Below are 16,244 nucleotides of genomic sequence, written 5' to 3'. Positions count from 1 at the left end.
ACGATTTCACCAATCAACTTTTCTGTCTTTGGCTTTAATTTGAAGCACAGATATTAGGCTAATTAATGCGCAGGCAGTAAGATAAATGCCTGCTGCAAGTTTTGTTTCGGTTTTTTCTATAAGCCACATGCATATGTATGGAGAAAGGCCACCAAAAATTCCTGCAGATATATTATTTGCTAAGCTTACGCCAGTGCATCTTACTTTTGTTGGAAACAGTTCACAAATAACAGAACCATATATTCCAAAAGATGCACCTACTGGTATAGTAATCAATAAGTAAGTTATTATTACGACATAGTGGTTAACGGAAGATAATAATGGTAATACACATGTACCAATCAGAGATAGCATAATCAGTACAGGAATCATTACGCGTTTTCTTCCAACTTTATCAGATAAAATTGCAAAAAGTACCGCAGATGCTGCAAATACAACCTGTATTACTATCCTCATTAAATCTTTAACACTAATAGATAAAATAACTAGCTCTTTTATTGATATATTATAAAACATTATTGCTGCGTAGACAATTGCATTCTGAGCAATTCCCAGATTGATTGAAATAATAAGCGGTCTTTTATAGTTTCTTACTAGTTCTAACAATGGTGAATGTGCTAAATTATTAGCGTACTTATTAGTTTTATATGCTAAGCTTTCTTTTAATATGTACCTAGTTAAAAAACCTATTGTCCCCAAAAAAAAGCAAAAATAAAAAAGCAACTTCCATCCCCATATTTCATAGTTCTCACCTGTAACTCTTTTGCAGATAAATATCATTGTTATGCATAAGAGCGTTCCCAGGGCTCCGCTAAAGGGCTTCATACTTCCTAAGAAACCTAGATTTTTTTTATCTTTTGAATGCTCTATCGTAAATGCTGTATTAATGCTTGTTTCACCTCCTGCAGTTATTCCTTGCACTATTCTACAAAACACAAGCAATACAGGTGAAAGCAACCCTATTTCTTTATACCCAGGTATAATTCCCATAATTGTGGATGATATTGAAATTAATATTACTGAAGTAAGTAAAGTCTTTCTTCTGCCATACTTATCTCCCATATAACCAAAAATTACTGCACCAATTGGTCTAAACGCAAAACCAATTGCAAAAACACCAAGGAATTTGAGTGTACTCAAATAATGATCTTCTGATGGGAAAAAAACGTTGATGATTGTATCTGTTAATACTCCAAAAAGAGTGAGTTCATACCACACAATCATGTTACAGATCATGCCCGATAGTATTGCTTTTTGGATATTATTCATGGTCTTTCAATTTAACATAACCTAATATATCATTAACCGGTGCTCCTTGCTATAAAATTTTTCATTCAATAACCTTCAAGGATAATTCACGTAAATGCTTATCCTCCACCTTGGAAGGAGCACCCATTAGAACATCTTCACCTTGCTGGTTCATAGGAAAACAGATTACTTCACGAATATTTGGCTCATCAGCAAGCAGCATAACTATTCTATCAACTCCTGGTGCTATTCCACCATGAGGAGGAACACCAAATCTGAATGCACGTACAAGTGCACCGAATCTTGTATCAACTTCTCCCCGGCTATAACCTGCAATGGCAAAAGCTTTATACATGATATCCAGTTTGTTATTACGAATCGCCCCACTTGACAGTTCTATTCCATTGCAAACAAGATCATATTGGTAAGCAAGGATATCCAGTGGATTTTTGTCCTCTAAATCTTTCAGACCACCGTGTGGCATGGAGAATGGGTTATGAAAGAAATCGATTTTTTTACTTTTATCGTCATATACAAAATATGGAAAATCAATGATCCAACAAAACTTGAAGATATTATCATCTATAAGACTGAGTTCTGACCCTAAAAGAGTGCGTACTTTTCCTGCAATGTTTGCCGCCTCATTCTCTTTGTCAGAAGCAAAAAATACACTATCTCCTGGCTCTATGTTTGTTGCTTCTCTTATGTGGTTTAGCCTATTTTCATCAAGAAATTTAGCAATTGGGCCTTTCGCAGTTCCATCTTTATCAAACGTTATATATCCGAGACCCTTAGCACCGAATTCTTTTTGCGCATGTTCTATCTTTTTATCAAAGAAGCTGCGTGGTTCCTCTGCTGTTTTAGGTGCAGGGATGGCTCTCACTACCATACCACGCTCAATATTGCTTTTGAAAATATTGAACCCTGAATCACGAAAAATTTCTGTAACATCGCTGATTAATAGTGGATTGCGCAGATCTGGCTTATCAGAACCATATTTAAGCATTGCTTCTTTATATGTAATACGTGGAAAATCTTTATCAACAGACTTACGAGAAAATTTAGCAAACACTCTATATAAGGTAGACTCAATAATCTGAAAGATGTCTTCTTGAGTTACAAAAGACATTTCAAGATCTAGCTGATAAAACTCTCCCGGAGAACGGTCAGCCCTTGCATCTTCATCACGAAAACACGGTGCGATTTGGAAATATTTATCAAACCCTGAGACCATGAGCAACTGTTTGAAAATCTGCGGAGCTTGTGGCAATGCATAGAACTTGCCAGGATTTAGCCTGCTTGGCACTAGGTAGTCGCGTGCTCCTTCAGGAGAGGAAGCAGTGAGTATTGGAGTTTGAATCTCTAAAAATCCTCGCTCTATCATGAGCTTGCGGAGTTCTGCAATAATTTGTGAGCGCAGAATAATATTGTTGCGGGCTTTTTCACGCCTTAAATCAAGAAAACGATATTTAAATCTCATATTTTCCGGATATTCTTGTTCGCCAGCAATGCTCGCTAATATACTTCTTTCTTCTTTCGCTATTTCTTCATCACGGTGGAACTCGACTTCCGATTCAACGTGCAAATTGCTAACTACAACCTCAATTTCCCCAGTTGCGATAGAGGTGTTTACCGTATCTTCAGTTCTAGCTTCAACTATTCCTGTAACAGTAATTATACTCTCCAATTTTAAATTTGATATCTCATCAAAAAAGTCTTTGTCATTATTCAATACTAGTTGAGTGATTCCATAGAAGTCTCTTAAATCAACAAAGATTAGGTTACCGTGATCGCGCTTACGGTATAACCATCCAGAGAGGGTAACTTCCTTTCCTACATCATTCTTCCTTAATTCATTGCACGTGTGAGTCTTGTAGCAGTTCATATTTGTTTCACTTCTAAATTCTTTAAAAAGTATAGAAATAAACCTTACTACATACAAGCCCATTCTCAGATATTTGTCCAATTTACGAAATAGAGCAGTATTACTTTTATACTGTCTTTACCCGCAAAAAAATTGCACAATTTCTATAATTATGGTATAATAGTAAGGGTATTTTTAATGAATTAGATACAGGAAATGCCACTTACACAGATCATATTATATAGCGTAACATTACTTGCTGTAGCTGCAGTATTTCTCTTTTTGAGAAAAATATACAAAAATCGCATTAGAAAAATCATATTTCCTAGAAAAGTTTTTAAAGAAGAGTGGGAAGAAGACAGAAAATTCAATGAATTATATCAAAAAAATAAGCAAAAAGAGTTGATGAAACAACAAGAAACGCTACGCGAGAAACAAAAAGATGTGCAAGTTTATAAAGAAGATCCAGAAATAGTTGACATAGCAAAACCGGTAGGTAAATGGACAAAGATGGTTATGATGGGTAATAGTTTAATGCAGCGTTTTGCACAATTGATACATAGAGAAGGCGGACAGAAAGGATTTTGGGAGCTGTTTGTAAAAGCTCAGGCTTCAACTCAAGGTAAACATAAGGGAAAGGGCAGATAATCCATGCTTGAATGTGAAAATTTATCCTGCACTCGTAATAATAAGGTACTATTTAAGAATCTCAGTTTTAAAGCTGAGCTAAAATCAAAGATTCTAATCACTGGTCCAAATGGTAGTGGTAAAACCAGCTTAATTAGAAGTTTATCTGGACTTTTACCGCCGGTATCAGGCAATATAAGGCACTGCGGAAAAGATATATATGATGATCCAAAATCCTATATATCTTCTATGGTCTATATAGGCCATAAGAATGCCTGTAAAGATAGCTTAACTGTTGCTCAAAACGTAGAATTCTGGGCAGGAATACGAAATACTAGAGAATTGATTGTGGCAGCTATTTGTTGCTTGCAGTTGCAACCTGTACTTAATATTAGATATGGCGAACTTTCTGCAGGCTGGAAAAGGAGAGTTGCGCTTGCTCGCCTCTTGATTTCTAATGCAAACGTTTGGCTGATAGATGAACCATTTTGTAATCTTGATAGTGCAACGTGTGAATTAGTGCTGAACCTAATCTCAATACGCTCTGAGCAAAATGGTATAGTAATTATTACAGGGCATAGCTCTACAGAGCAATTGTGTGATTTTACAACGATTGATATACGTAATTTCAATAGACTTCTTGTATAGTTTTTGGCAACAACCGCTAGAAATAAAAAACTTGCTTGACAAACTCCGCCAGCCCCCTTATCATAAACACTGAAGCTATTTATTTATCTTCTCTGTACAGATTAAATGACAAAAAAACTCACGTATCTGGCGTCTCATGTTTAATTTTTTGCACTATGTGCACCTTATGTCTTTATCAAACTTCTACCTACATAAGCTGAAACGCGCTTATAAAGCGTTTAAAACATAAAAAAACGCCAACTTAAAAAATGGATAGTGAATAACTAGCTACCCTAGGGTTTCTTTTGCCTTTTTTTCTGTTTAGTAAATTTCTTAAACATTTATAGCTAAGGTTAGTTGCATTTAAAAGCAGCTGAGTCGCGGTTATTAAGCGTTTAGAATAAAAAAACGCCATACTTGAAAGTATAATGTAAGTAATTAGCCAACTACGGGGCTTCTTTTGCCTTTTTTTCTGTTTAGTAAATTTCTTAAATATTTATAGCTAAACGACAACCGTCATCCCGCTGCTTGTTAGCGGGATCTAGAGATACCGCGAATGAATCGCGGTATGACGGTTCGCGGTGGCATGACGATAAGCTCGTCATCCCGCTGCTTGTTAGCGGCTAAGGGATATCGCGAAGGGATACTGCGAATGAATCGCGGTATGACGGTTAATTATTCTGCGGCGGTATGACGTAGAGCTCGCGTTAGCTATACTTTTATACTCACCAACTCAGTATCCAATCTGGATCCAAGTAGTCAGCTACTTGGATGACAACCTGTTGAGGCTGCGCTTACACATTCCACTTTCTATGCTCACCAAACAAATTTGCTTACTCGCAGCAAAATTTTCTGGATCCAAGTAGTCAGCTACTCGGATGACATCTTTGTGTTTGAGGCAAAACCAGCTATAACATTTCTTCGCAAACAAATGTTCGTACAGTTGTGCGCGTGATGCTGGAATCTAGACAACAATTAGATCCTATTGTCAAGCAATAAGCTACATGTGCTATTTATTTAGTAGATTAAATATGAAGTTTAAAACTCTGCTATTGACTTCCTGTAGAACTAGTGAAAAATAAACTTGCTTAAAACCACTTAATTAGTTATAGTTATAAGTTTAGGTACAGTAAAATGACAGCTTTTGTCCCCTTGATTATTTTTTTAATCTTGTATCTTGGAAGTGGTGCTTATTTTTCTTTTATCGGAACTGATAATCCACTTCATCAGGTTTCACCAGTAATCTGCTTATTACCAGCACTATTTTTTGCTGTCTCACGTGGTACAAATAAAATTCAGCATAACATCGATACTGTTATCAAGGGCATGGGTGACAAAAACACCCTTACTATGTGTTTAATTTTTTTATTTTCTGGAGCATTTTCTGCGGTGACTCAATCAATCGGTAGCGCAGACACTGTTGCTAATTTAATTCTTAATTTCCTTCCAGCAAGATTACTGCTGCCTGGAGTATTTTTGGCTTCTGCTTTTATTTCAACTGCAATTGGCACATCTATGGGAGTTGTTGCGCTGATGGTACCTATAGCTGTTAATCTGGCAAAAAGTGGAGCTTTTGGTCTCGAAATAGGAACTGCAACTGTAGTAGGTGGTGCCGTGTTTGGCGATAACCTTTCGATGATATCTGATACCACCATTGCATCTGTTTCTTCACAGGAAGCTTCAGCAAAAGATAAACTTAAAATGAACTCTAAAGTTGCACTTATTGCCAGCATTATAACACTCATCTACCTAGCAGTTGCCTCAAATAGTACAAAAATTATTTCTATATCAAATTTAGATTATTATTCTATAATAAAAATTATTCCTTACATTTCTTTAATAATCATGGGGCTGCTTGAAGTCGCCACTTTAGTAACAATAACTATAAACATAATTATTGCTGGTGTGCTAGGAATAACTTTTTTTGACTATGCTATCATTCAATTTCCTCATGACGTGTATGACGGTTTCAAAAAAGTAAACGAAATAGTGATATTTGCTCTATTTATCGGTGGATTGAGCCATATAATGTACAAGCAAGGTCAAAAAGCGTTGCATAAACTCATCGATGAAAGCAATATCACAAAAACTAAAGCTGAATTTGTGATAGCAGGAATTGCGTCTATGTTTACTACCTTAGTTGCCAATAATACCATTGCTATTTTACTAAGTGGTGGCATTGCAAAAAGGCTTGCACAAAAACACAGTATTGCGCCACATCGCAGCGCATACTTATTAGATGTTTTTGCTTGTGCTACAAAAGGTATCTTACCTTATGGTTCCCAACTATTGCTAGCAGGTAGCATCGCCTCTGTATCACCTATTTCTTTATTAACACAGGTATATTATTGCTTTATTCTAGCGGCAGTTACAATAGGCGAAATAATCATCAACAGCAGAAAAGAGAAACATTGTGCGGCTGCAACTTAGAGTTTCTCTTTTTTTACCCATAAGGAACGGAATTACTTGACACCCTTCGCCAACCCCCTTATCATGAAACTGAAGCTATTTATTTATCTTCGCAATCTGTGCAGGTTAATGACAAAAAACTTAGGGTATTTGGCGTCTCATGTTTAATTTTTCGCACTACGTGCATCGCATGTCTTTAAAAATTTCTGGGTTTTTACCTATATAAGCCGAAACGCGCTTACAAAGCGTTTAAGACAGCAAAAAACGTCAAATTGACAAGGGAGAATTTGAATGCTAGCTACTACGGGGTTTCTTTGCCTTTTTTCCTGCTTAGTAAATTTCTTAAACACTTGCGGTGTAGGTTAGTTGCAAGTTAAAAGCAGCTAAATCGCTCTTAATCAAGCGTTTTAGAATAAAAAAAACGCCGATATTTTAGTACATAGTAAATAGCCAACCACCATGGGGCTTCTTTTGCCTTTTTTTTCATTTGGTAAATTTCTTAAACATTTATAGTTGCAATTTAAGAGCCCGTAAAGGGTGTCATTCCAGTGCCCCTGTGATGTATTCCAGTGCTTGACACTGGAATACAGTTTTCCATATAATCTCATCGAAAATGTTGTAACCACTTTCCATGCTAGTTTGCTTGTTCACAAGCAAACTTTTCTGGATCCCAGTGTCTGGGCACTGGGATGACAAGAGAAGGTACTAGCCTGACACCCTGACAACCGTCATCCCGCTGCTTGTTAGCGGGATCTATGCTAATGCCCTTTTATTCTTTCAATTATGTTATTTCCATTTAAATCTGTCTGTTCCGCAACTTCAGTGAATACAGTTGAATACTCCCTAAAACTGATTGTCATAACTTTACCCTACTTTGAATAATATTTTGATCATTACATATTGTAACAAAAAAAAATCAACTCATTTCTTCTAACGGCTCTATATTAAAGATAGAAAGTCCAGAAGCAATGACGTGTGCTAAGGCTTGGACAAGTTGCAGCGGTGAGATCTTTCTTATATTTTTAATTGTGTAATCTTCTGTGTTTGTAAATGTTTTTTCTATACCCCACTGCAGTAATAAGTACTTTACGTTCTGAATGATTTATGATGTAAATTATACGGTAGTTGCTAACCCTTATCCTATATTGCCCTCTAAAGCTATGACATAAAGGCTTTCCTAGATTAAAAGGATCAACTGTAAGGCGTTTCTTTATGGCCTCCTGAACCATTAATTTAATCTTTGCCGGAAGAGCTGGAATTTCTTTTTCAATAACATTTTTTAAGAATTTTATAGTGTAAGTTTTATTTCCAGATGTTTTCATCATCCTCTACTTCTTCTTCACCTTCAGAGAGGCGATCGTCAGCTATTTTGGATAGCTCTACATCTTCTTCGAACTCTTCTTCCACTAAATCTACTAAAACTTCAGGAATAGTTTTATTTTGAGTCTCTGCCATTTCTGTAAGATACTGAGCCAATTTACTGTCAAAACTTACATTAACATTGAGCTTTTTTTGACTGTGAGCCATATATTAACCAGAAAATACTACTATAAACTATAACATTTTTACTTAATTTTGTCAACTTCTCTATTCGTTGAAAAAACAATCTTGCATAAAAAAATCAACTCATCTCTTCCAAAGGCTCTATATTGAAGATAGAAAGTCCAGAAGCGATGACGTGTGCTAAGGCCTGCACGAGAAACATTCTTGCAGCGGTGAGGTTTAAGTTGTCTTCCAGTATGAAACGCATGTTTAAATCACTCTTGCCATACCCCCATAAAACGTGAAACGCTTCTGCAACTTCAAGTAAGTAGAAAGTAATTCTGTGTGGCTCACAAAGCCTTGCTGCAATTTCTACCACATCTGGCCACTTTGCTAAGGTTTTTATGAGGAAGAGCTCTCCACCTGTCCTTAAAAGTGAAGGATCTGCTGTTGGGAGCTCTTTTGGAGCATTACGCATTAACGAATGAGCACGAGCATGCGCATATTGCACGTAAAAAATAGGGTTGTCTTTTGACTGTTCTTTAACTTTAGCAAAATCAAAGTCCAAGACCATATCATTCTTGCGTGTTAGCATTATAAAACGAGTTATGTCCCTGCCAACTTCTTCCACTACATCTCTTGCTGTTAGGAAGTTTCCTGATCTTTTGGACATCTTAACAGGTTTGCCGTTCTCGAAAAAATTCACAATATTATGCAGTTTTACCTCTATTTTTGCTTGATCATCACTGAGCGCAGAGACGACTGCTTTGAGTCTTTTGACATAACCGCCGTGGTCACTACCAAGCTCTACGATCATATTGTTAAAACCACGCGATATCTTATCAAAATGGTAAGCGATATCCGAGGCAAAATAAGTCCAACTGCCGTCCTCTTTCTTCAATGCACGGTCAACGTCATCACCAAATTTTGTAGAGCGAAATAGCATCTCTTTTCTGGAAGTCCAATTTTCGCTTTCTTTGCCTTTTGGTTTCTCCAGGTACCCTTCATACACTAGACCCTTGTCAGACAATATCTTTATACTCTCTTCAATTTTGCCACTTTTTTGTAGCTCATACTCTGAAGTAAAAACATCATGATTTACTCCAAGTAAGTTCATGTCTTCCTTTATGATTTCTAAGATAGAACTTAAAGTATAGTCTCTAATCACTTGATTATCTTGCTTTTCTAGAAGCTCTGCGCCATATTTTTTGGCCAGCCCAGTCCCTATTGGTTTTAAATATTCACCTGGGTATAAACCTTTTTCGATGCTGATTTTTTCTCCCAGAGCTTCCTTATACCGCAAATATGCTGACCGAATTAGCGTATCTATCTGCGCTCCAGCATCATTAATATAGTATTCCTTAGTAACTTTATAACCAACTTTTTTCAATAAATTTGCCAGAACGTCACCAAATACTGCCCCTCTTGCATGACCAATATGCAGTGGACCAGTTGGATTTGCAGATACAAATTCAACATTAATGGCCTGATTGTTCCCTATATCTAGGGTGCCAAACTCTGTTTTTAGCTCATTTATTTGTTTTAAAATTCCATGCCACACTTCTATTTTTAAGTGCATGTTGATGAAACCAGAGCCTGCTATTTCCACTTTTGCAACTTCATCAAAAAGTTCAAATTCTTTGGCTAAAACCTCTGCAATTTCAATGGGATTCTTCTTTTCATGCTTTGCAAGCACCATAGCAACATTTGTGTAAATGTCTCCATGGACTCTATTGCTTGGAGGCTCTATGATAAAGTTTGCTGCACTTGTGCTTATAACACCCCTTTGTTTCAACTCATTCAATTTACTAAAGATTAGAGAAGAAATCTGCTTAAAAATGTTCATTCACTATATTGCTATAAAATCTATAGCAGTATAGTGAATAAGTGGGACTAGTTGAAGGTTTATCTTAACTATTTTATCTTCCTGGATCAGAGTTTATATTAAGTCGTTGCCGTAACCATGGTAAGAGAAAGCCATACCTTCGCTGTAACCATCATTACCAGCATCAGGCTCTTCAACATCATCAGTTACTACCTGATCTTCAGTTGTGATTTTATCCTTGATCGTCTCGTCTACACCCTCATCACTATAAGAAAATTTGTTAGTATATGAATAGCGATTATTGATTTTATCACTATAGTTATGTTTTAACATAGAGACCTCCTATACAGTCAAAATTGGAATTACATTAAGATAGAACAAGCTATGAATATAACGTGAATGAAAGAAACTACAGATCACGAAATTTCCGGATAACTATGGAACCATTATAAAATAATAAAATTAAAAATTTAATAATTTTAATTATAAATCTAGCATATCAACTAACGGTATGATTTAAATTCTCTTTCAATTCCACTGTATCTTCGCCAGTTTTGCATATAGCCCGTCTTTACTTATTAGAGAGTCATGAGTGCCTACTTCTTCTACTTTTCCATGATTAATTACTATAATCTTGTCAGTCTTGAGTGCGGTTGATAGCCTGTGTGTAATTACGATTGTTGTTCTGTTTTGCATTAACTTGCTCAATGCTTTTTGCACGAGGTTCTCACTTTTGTAATCAAGGGCAGAGGTTGCTTCATCCAGTATTAAAACCTGAGGATTGTTGAGTATGGCCCTTGCTATTACAATACGTTGTTTTTGTCCTTCAGAAAGTTTTAATCCTCTTTTTCCTACAAATGTATCAAATTTATCAGGCAGCTTATCAATAAATTCCATCGCATAAGCGCTGATGGCTGCTTGCTTCACTTCCTCATATTCGGCACCTGGTTTGCCATATAGTATATTTTCCATTATTGAGCAAGAGAATATCATGTGATCTTGTGGCACTAAGCCAAACAACGATCTGAGGTCATTTAGCGCAATTGACTTAATATTGTACCCATCGATAGTAATGCTACCTTTGTTTGGATCATGAAAACGGAGCAGAAGCTTTAAAATGGTGCTTTTACCACTGCCAGATGGTCCAACAATTGATACTGCTTGACCTGCCTCTATAGAAAATGATACGTTATCTAATGCTGGCTTATCAGCATAAAAAAATGTTACGCCATTAAACGAAATTCCCTTTTGAACACTACAAATTTTTATAGGATCATCGGGATCTGCTATAGAGCTTTTCATATTTTTAAATTCAAATAAACGCTCTACTATTCCAAGACCTCGTTGTAAATCACTGATATTATCGCTCAAATTATTTATAGCTCCTGCTGCGAGCGCTGAATAAAACACAAATGAGGAGAGTTCTCCAATAGTTATATTATTGCTTAAGACTTCTTTAATACCAAAAAAGAGCAAAACAACTAGTGAACCTATCACACACGTGATAACTAGAGTTACTAAAATAGCACGCAAGAGTACTAATTTTACGTATGATTTTGATACTGAGTTTAAATGTTCCTTAAAACGGATTTTTTCGTTTTCCTCGAGTACAAACGATTTGATAGTCACTATAGATCTAAAATTTTCCTCACTAAATGACGCAAGCTCACTTAATTTATCCTGAGCAAAGCGTGCATAGCTACGCACTTTTTTTCCAAGTGAGGTCATGATAATGAGTAGTATAGGTATTATTGCGGCTGCATACGCAGTTAGTTGTATATTTGTATATAATAACATAGCAACACTGCCAATCAGAATCACAAAATTTCGTAATATGGTTAGTAAGCTGCTGTTTATTATTGATTGCAGCACAGAGGTATCAGTAATTAACGCTGAGATAACATCTTGTACGCCTGTGTTCTCAAAGAAACTTGGTTGCAAGTTAGTGATACTGCTGTATAAGTCATATCTGATTCTTGCGATAACTTTCTCGCTGCCAATGCCAATGAAATATAACCGAGTAAATGCAGTGAGAGAAATGGCTAAAACTATAAGTATTGCAACTAATAGTTTGGTAGTAAAATCGTGCTCTGTGCCAGAATCAATTATATTGCTTAAGCCTCTGCCAAAGAGGAGGATCGTTAAGGCTGAAAATAAAACTGCAATAAAAGCTATGATGAAATAAGATAGATTAGGCTTTATATAGTAAAATAACTGCCTAATATTAGATCGCATTTTATTTTAAAGTTTCTAAAGTTAAGTATATAGATTTTAGTTTCAGGGGAAAGGGGAAAGGTGTAGTATGAAGCAATTTAGGTTCTGCAGCTGTTGTGATTTTAGTCCACCAAGAAAGGGTAGTAGCTCGCAGAAACAAAAAACTTACTTGACAAACTCCGCCAGCCCCCTTATCATGAAACTGAAGCTATTGTATTTGCTTTCGCCAATCTGCAGATTAAAAGGTAAGGATTACTTAATGTATCGGCGTCTTATGTTCAATTTTTTGCAGTATATAGATACTGTATGTCTTTACAAAACTTCATCTACATCTAGGTTTTTATCTAAATAAGCTGAACGCGCTTATAAAGCGTTACAAGACATCAAAAAATGCCAATACTCGACAGAGATAGTAAAAGACTAGCTAACTCGGGGATTCTTTGTCTTTTTTTCTGCTTAGTAAATTTCTTAAACATTTGCAGCGTAAGTTAGTTGCAATTAAAAGCGGCTGAATCTCGCTTGTCAAGCGTTTAAAACATAAAAAACGCCAATATTTTAAAGCAGATAATAACCCCAGGGCTTCTTTTGCCTTTTTTTTCGTTTGGTAAATTTCTTAATATTTATGGCTAAACGACAACCGTCATCCCGCTACGTGTTAGCGGGATCTATGTTAAGGTATGACGGTTAAGTAAGGGATCTATGTTAAGAGATACCGCGGCGGTATGACGGTTCGTGGCGGCGTGACGATAAGCTCGTCATCCCACTACGTGTTAGCGGGATCTAAAGATACCACGGCGGTGTGACGGTTCGTGGCGGCGTGACGATAAGCTCGTCATCCCGCTACGTGTTAGCGGGATCTCTTGTTAGCGCCGCGGCGGTATGACGGTTCGTGGTGGAATGACGATAACCTCGTCATCCCGCTACGTGTTAGCGCCGCGGCGGTATAGCTATACTTAAAAATATGGTTGAATAGTTGTTAATAATAGTGTATAATTATTAATCTTTTCTCAGTATTTTTACTATGGCTCTTTCTAAATTTCTCGATCCAAAATTGGACCTAACATTTAAAAAAATATTTGGTACTGAGAGAAATAAGAATATTCTTATTCATTTTTTGAACGATATTTTAGGATGTACTGAAGTCAACACTATACAAGAAGTAGAATTCTTAAGCACCATTATGGACCCTGAAATTGCTTCTGATAAACAAAGCATTGTTGATGTTCTTTGCAGGGATTCTAGTGGGAACAGGTATATAATTGAGATGCAGCTCACTCGTGATAAAGGCTTTGAAAAACGTGCACAACTTTATGCTGCTAAGGCTTACTCAAGACAAGCTGATAAATCTGGTAAATACGTTGATTTAAAGAAGATTTTCTTTATCGCGATTTCAAATTGTACCTTATTCCCTGATAAGCTTGACTATATATCTAGCCATACCATAAGAGATGAGAAAACCAATGAACATGACTTAAAAGATTTTCAATTTATCTTCATAGAGCTGCCAAAATTTCCTAAGAGTAGAGCAGAACAACTAGAAAGTGTAGTAGACCGTTGGCTATTTTTTTTCAAATATGCAGATGAAACAACGGACGAAGATCTCAGAAAAATTGCGGAAAAATCACCAATAATAAAGCTAGCATATGATGAATTAGATAAGTTTCACTGGAATGAAAAAGATCTAATAGCTTATGAAGAAAGAATAATGGATCTGCGCAAAGAAGAAGCCATTCTTGAATACAGACTTGATCTTGCTAAAGAGGAAGGTAGAAAAGAGAGGGAAATTGAAGTCGCAAAGAATCTACTTAAAGCAGGTGTTTCTTTTAATATTATAGCTCAAACTACTGGTCTTTCTATGAGTGAGATCAAAGAATTGCAGAATTAAGTGTGAATGGTTACGAAAAATATAAGTTTTTGCGATAAACGACATAGTGATGTATTTGTTGTTCAGCATGTCAGTGGAATATTTTCTGAAAAATTTCCACATAACTCTTTCAGATTTCATAATATCTCTTGCCACTCATCTGAACAGATACCCATTTTGGAGGGATACCAATAATAGTTGTGAGCGGTACAAGTTTAGTCCATATACCTTCCAAGCATAACACGCTCACGAAACTTTAATGCGATAGCTTGGTTTCTACTAAAAGACAGCATTATGCCAAGTGCGATGCTCGAAGATAAAAGAGAAGAACCACCATAGCTAAGTAGTGGCAGGGTTATGCCGGTGGTTGGAAAAACACTCAATGTTACCCCTATGTTTATTATGAATTGTGTGATGAATTGAATTGAGATACCGAGAATCACTAACAGATTAAATAATTCATTTTCCCTATATGCAACGTAAAGCAAGCGGGCGGAAATGATACCAAATAACATCAATGTGGCTAAGCACGTAATCAAACCAAATTCTTCTGCTAAAACAGAAAACACAAAATCTGTATGACAATCAGGAAGAGAGGCTTTTACGCTACCTTCACCAGGTCCAACTCCAGTTAATTGACCTCTTTTAAATGCTTCTAATGATTTTGTGACTTGAAAGTTATCGCGCTGCGCAAAAAAGACAAAATTGTAAATCCTTTGCTTTATATGCGGAAGACATAAGTAAGCCGTGGTAATTCCAGTTGTGACCACTCCTATTATACATAGAAAGTATAAAAATGGTATACATGCAATAAACATTTGACCAATAAAAGAATATGTTAAAAGCATGGACATACTGAAATCAGGTTGCAGAAGTAACAACACAAAAACTAACAGAAATATTATGATTGATATGTGCATTTTAAACCTCATTTCGCTGGCCAAGATACTAGCTATAACAACAGAAAAAAATGGCCTTACGAACTCAGATGGTTGAACAGAAATTTTGACAATATGTAACCATCGTTTCGCACCTTTTACCTCTATACCAAGTATTATCGCAATTGCTACTAGAATAGTAAATAAAATGAAACCTGCGAATGAGAGGTTAAGTATAGTTCTTGTGTTGAGAAAAGAAAATGTCACCAAGGTAATTAGTGACAGGACTATATAAATTGTATGGCGCCGTATAAAATAATCCTGTGGCAGAAAAAGACGCTGCGCAATTACAGGGCTTGCTGAATAAACAAGAATGAAGCTTATAGTGAGCAAAAAAAACACTGGAAGGATGAGATAATAATCCAGCGTTCTATACCAGAGTTTAATATTCATTTTGTTCCAATGTGTAATGCCACTATTCCATAGCTCATATTATGAAACTCAACATTCTTAAAGCCTACCTCTTCAATTTCCATTTTAAAATCAGCCTGAGTTGGAAACTCTCTAATGCTCCTCACTAAATATTCATAAGAACTCTTGTCTTTAGCAACTATGCTGCCAATTTTAGGAATTACTTTAAATGAATATAAGTCATAAAGTTTGGTAAATATCTCATTTTGATAGTGCATAGGGGCAAATTCTAAGCAGATAAATTTCCCATGTGGTTTTAATACCCTGTGCGCCTCATTTAAAGCCTTCTTGCGGTCAGAAACATTTCGAATGCCAAAAGCTATTGTGCAATAATCAAATTCGGAGTCTTCAAATGGTAAACTTTCTGCACTTGCACATACCCAATCAAAATTAATTTGGTTTGAATTTATAGCTTTATCACGTCCTCTGTTTAGCATGTTTTGATTTATATCGCATACTGTAACCTTAGCACTTGGCTCTTTTCTTACTACTCTTATTGCTATATCTCCAGTTCCTCCAGCAACATCTAAAACCTTAGAGTTTTTTGTAAAATGCACACTATTTACCATCTTATCTTTCCATAATCTGTGCATTCCGAGGCTCATTATATCATTCATGGTGTCGTAGCGACTTGCCACGGAATCGAATACCTCTTTAACTAATTGTGATTTCTTCTCGATTTTTATAGTAGACATTACGTAAAAACTCCTTTATAATTAGTAAAAATTAATTTGA

Annotated in this window: 14 protein-coding genes; 4 read left to right on the top strand and 10 right to left on the bottom strand. The window is 36.1% G+C overall.

Annotation, left to right across the window (positions count from 1 at the left end; genetic code table 11):
• Positions 1 to 6 precede the first annotated feature (6 nt).
• Together ABWU48_RS02985 and aspS are read right to left on the bottom strand one after the other, a co-directional pair.
• Positions 7 to 1,269, bottom strand: a complete 1,263-nt coding sequence (locus ABWU48_RS02985; RefSeq protein WP_006280528.1) for an MFS transporter — start codon at positions 1,267 to 1,269, stop codon at positions 7 to 9.
• A 61-nt stretch (positions 1,270 to 1,330) separates the two neighbouring features.
• Complete coding sequence (aspS, locus tag ABWU48_RS02980) at positions 1,331 to 3,133, bottom strand: aspartate--tRNA ligase (RefSeq protein ID WP_353288514.1); 1,803 nt, start codon at positions 3,131 to 3,133, stop codon at positions 1,331 to 1,333.
• Positions 3,134 to 3,328: 195 nt separating this feature from the next.
• On the opposite strand from aspS, the gene ABWU48_RS02975 reads away from it, so the two are divergent.
• From ABWU48_RS02975 to ABWU48_RS02965, 3 genes are all read left to right on the top strand, one after another.
• Complete coding sequence (locus tag ABWU48_RS02975; RefSeq protein WP_353288502.1) at positions 3,329 to 3,760, top strand: hypothetical protein; 432 nt, start codon at positions 3,329 to 3,331, stop codon at positions 3,758 to 3,760.
• A gap of 3 nt (positions 3,761 to 3,763) precedes the next feature.
• Complete coding sequence (ccmA, locus tag ABWU48_RS02970) at positions 3,764 to 4,387, top strand: heme ABC exporter ATP-binding protein CcmA (protein ID WP_007548816.1); 624 nt, start codon at positions 3,764 to 3,766, stop codon at positions 4,385 to 4,387.
• A 1,113-nt stretch (positions 4,388 to 5,500) separates the two neighbouring features.
• Positions 5,501 to 6,796 (top strand): Na+/H+ antiporter NhaC family protein, encoded by a 1,296-nt coding sequence (locus ABWU48_RS02965; RefSeq protein WP_006280467.1) that lies wholly within the window; start codon positions 5,501 to 5,503, stop codon positions 6,794 to 6,796.
• Between the two features lie 519 nt (positions 6,797 to 7,315).
• On the opposite strand, the gene ABWU48_RS02960 is transcribed toward ABWU48_RS02965, so the two are convergent.
• From ABWU48_RS02960 to ABWU48_RS02935, 6 genes are all read right to left on the bottom strand, one after another.
• Positions 7,316 to 7,471, bottom strand: a complete 156-nt coding sequence (locus tag ABWU48_RS02960) for a hypothetical protein (RefSeq protein ID WP_167513690.1) — start codon at positions 7,469 to 7,471, stop codon at positions 7,316 to 7,318.
• 326 nt (positions 7,472 to 7,797) lie between these two features.
• Positions 7,798 to 8,100: a type II toxin-antitoxin system RelE family toxin gene (locus tag ABWU48_RS02955; protein ID WP_233395579.1), complete on the bottom strand. Its 303-nt coding sequence runs from the start codon at positions 8,098 to 8,100 to the stop codon at positions 7,798 to 7,800.
• Complete coding sequence (locus ABWU48_RS02950) at positions 8,078 to 8,302, bottom strand: hypothetical protein (RefSeq protein ID WP_010962565.1); 225 nt, start codon at positions 8,300 to 8,302, stop codon at positions 8,078 to 8,080. The genes ABWU48_RS02955 and ABWU48_RS02950 overlap by 23 nt, the downstream gene beginning before the upstream one ends.
• Before the next feature lie 94 nt (positions 8,303 to 8,396).
• Positions 8,397 to 10,103: an arginine--tRNA ligase gene (argS, locus tag ABWU48_RS02945; RefSeq protein WP_353288501.1), complete on the bottom strand. Its 1,707-nt coding sequence runs from the start codon at positions 10,101 to 10,103 to the stop codon at positions 8,397 to 8,399.
• Positions 10,104 to 10,196: 93 nt separating this feature from the next.
• Entirely contained in the window at positions 10,197 to 10,415 is a 219-nt protein-coding gene (locus tag ABWU48_RS02940; RefSeq protein ID WP_010962563.1) for a hypothetical protein, read from the bottom strand.
• 195 nt (positions 10,416 to 10,610) lie between these two features.
• Complete coding sequence (locus ABWU48_RS02935) at positions 10,611 to 12,317, bottom strand: ABC transporter ATP-binding protein (RefSeq protein ID WP_209472893.1); 1,707 nt, start codon at positions 12,315 to 12,317, stop codon at positions 10,611 to 10,613.
• A 1,000-nt stretch (positions 12,318 to 13,317) separates the two neighbouring features.
• On the opposite strand from ABWU48_RS02935, the gene ABWU48_RS02930 reads away from it, so the two are divergent.
• Positions 13,318 to 14,181: an Rpn family recombination-promoting nuclease/putative transposase gene (locus tag ABWU48_RS02930; RefSeq protein ID WP_265023279.1), complete on the top strand. Its 864-nt coding sequence runs from the start codon at positions 13,318 to 13,320 to the stop codon at positions 14,179 to 14,181.
• Positions 14,182 to 14,375: 194 nt separating this feature from the next.
• On the opposite strand, the gene ABWU48_RS02925 is transcribed toward ABWU48_RS02930, so the two are convergent.
• On the bottom strand, positions 14,376 to 15,491 hold the full coding sequence (locus ABWU48_RS02925) for an FtsW/RodA/SpoVE family cell cycle protein (protein ID WP_209472889.1): 1,116 nt from the start codon (positions 15,489 to 15,491) through the stop codon (positions 14,376 to 14,378).
• Positions 15,488 to 16,204 carry a bifunctional demethylmenaquinone methyltransferase/2-methoxy-6-polyprenyl-1,4-benzoquinol methylase UbiE gene (gene ubiE, locus ABWU48_RS02920; RefSeq protein ID WP_010962557.1) on the bottom strand — a complete coding sequence of 239 codons (717 nt, stop codon included), beginning with the start codon at positions 16,202 to 16,204 and terminating at the stop codon, positions 15,488 to 15,490. The genes ABWU48_RS02925 and ubiE overlap by 4 nt, the downstream gene beginning before the upstream one ends.
• Between the last annotated feature and the right edge of the window lie 40 nt (positions 16,205 to 16,244).

Origin of the sequence: Wolbachia endosymbiont (group A) of Tromatobia lineatoria, from assembly GCF_964028565.1 — a bacterium.
Classification (GTDB): Bacteria; Pseudomonadota; Alphaproteobacteria; order Rickettsiales; family Anaplasmataceae; genus Wolbachia; species Wolbachia pipientis.
Note: the sequence above shows the minus strand (reverse complement) of the source record. Positions and strands in the feature narration are given on the sequence as shown.

Bases quoted from the DNA above. Each gene is read 5' to 3' on its own strand.
- ABWU48_RS02930 (WP_265023279.1), top strand. From the start codon at position 13,318: ATGGCTCTTTCTAAATTTCTCGATCCAAAATTGGACCTAACATTTAAA.
- ABWU48_RS02955 (WP_233395579.1), bottom strand. From the start codon at position 8,100: ATGATGAAAACATCTGGAAATAAAACTTACACTATAAAATTCTTAAAA.
- ABWU48_RS02975 (WP_353288502.1), top strand. From the start codon at position 3,329: ATGCCACTTACACAGATCATATTATATAGCGTAACATTACTTGCTGTA.
- ccmA (WP_007548816.1), top strand. From the start codon at position 3,764: ATGCTTGAATGTGAAAATTTATCCTGCACTCGTAATAATAAGGTACTA.
- ubiE (WP_010962557.1), bottom strand. From the start codon at position 16,204: ATGTCTACTATAAAAATCGAGAAGAAATCACAATTAGTTAAAGAGGTA.
- ABWU48_RS02950 (WP_010962565.1), bottom strand. From the start codon at position 8,302: ATGGCTCACAGTCAAAAAAAGCTCAATGTTAATGTAAGTTTTGACAGT.
- ABWU48_RS02940 (WP_010962563.1), bottom strand. From the start codon at position 10,415: ATGTTAAAACATAACTATAGTGATAAAATCAATAATCGCTATTCATAT.
- aspS (WP_353288514.1), bottom strand. From the start codon at position 3,133: ATGAACTGCTACAAGACTCACACGTGCAATGAATTAAGGAAGAATGAT.
- argS (WP_353288501.1), bottom strand. From the start codon at position 10,103: ATGAACATTTTTAAGCAGATTTCTTCTCTAATCTTTAGTAAATTGAAT.
- ABWU48_RS02965 (WP_006280467.1), top strand. From the start codon at position 5,501: ATGACAGCTTTTGTCCCCTTGATTATTTTTTTAATCTTGTATCTTGGA.
- ABWU48_RS02925 (WP_209472889.1), bottom strand. From the start codon at position 15,491: ATGAATATTAAACTCTGGTATAGAACGCTGGATTATTATCTCATCCTT.
- ABWU48_RS02985 (WP_006280528.1), bottom strand. From the start codon at position 1,269: ATGAATAATATCCAAAAAGCAATACTATCGGGCATGATCTGTAACATG.
- ABWU48_RS02935 (WP_209472893.1), bottom strand. From the start codon at position 12,317: ATGCGATCTAATATTAGGCAGTTATTTTACTATATAAAGCCTAATCTA.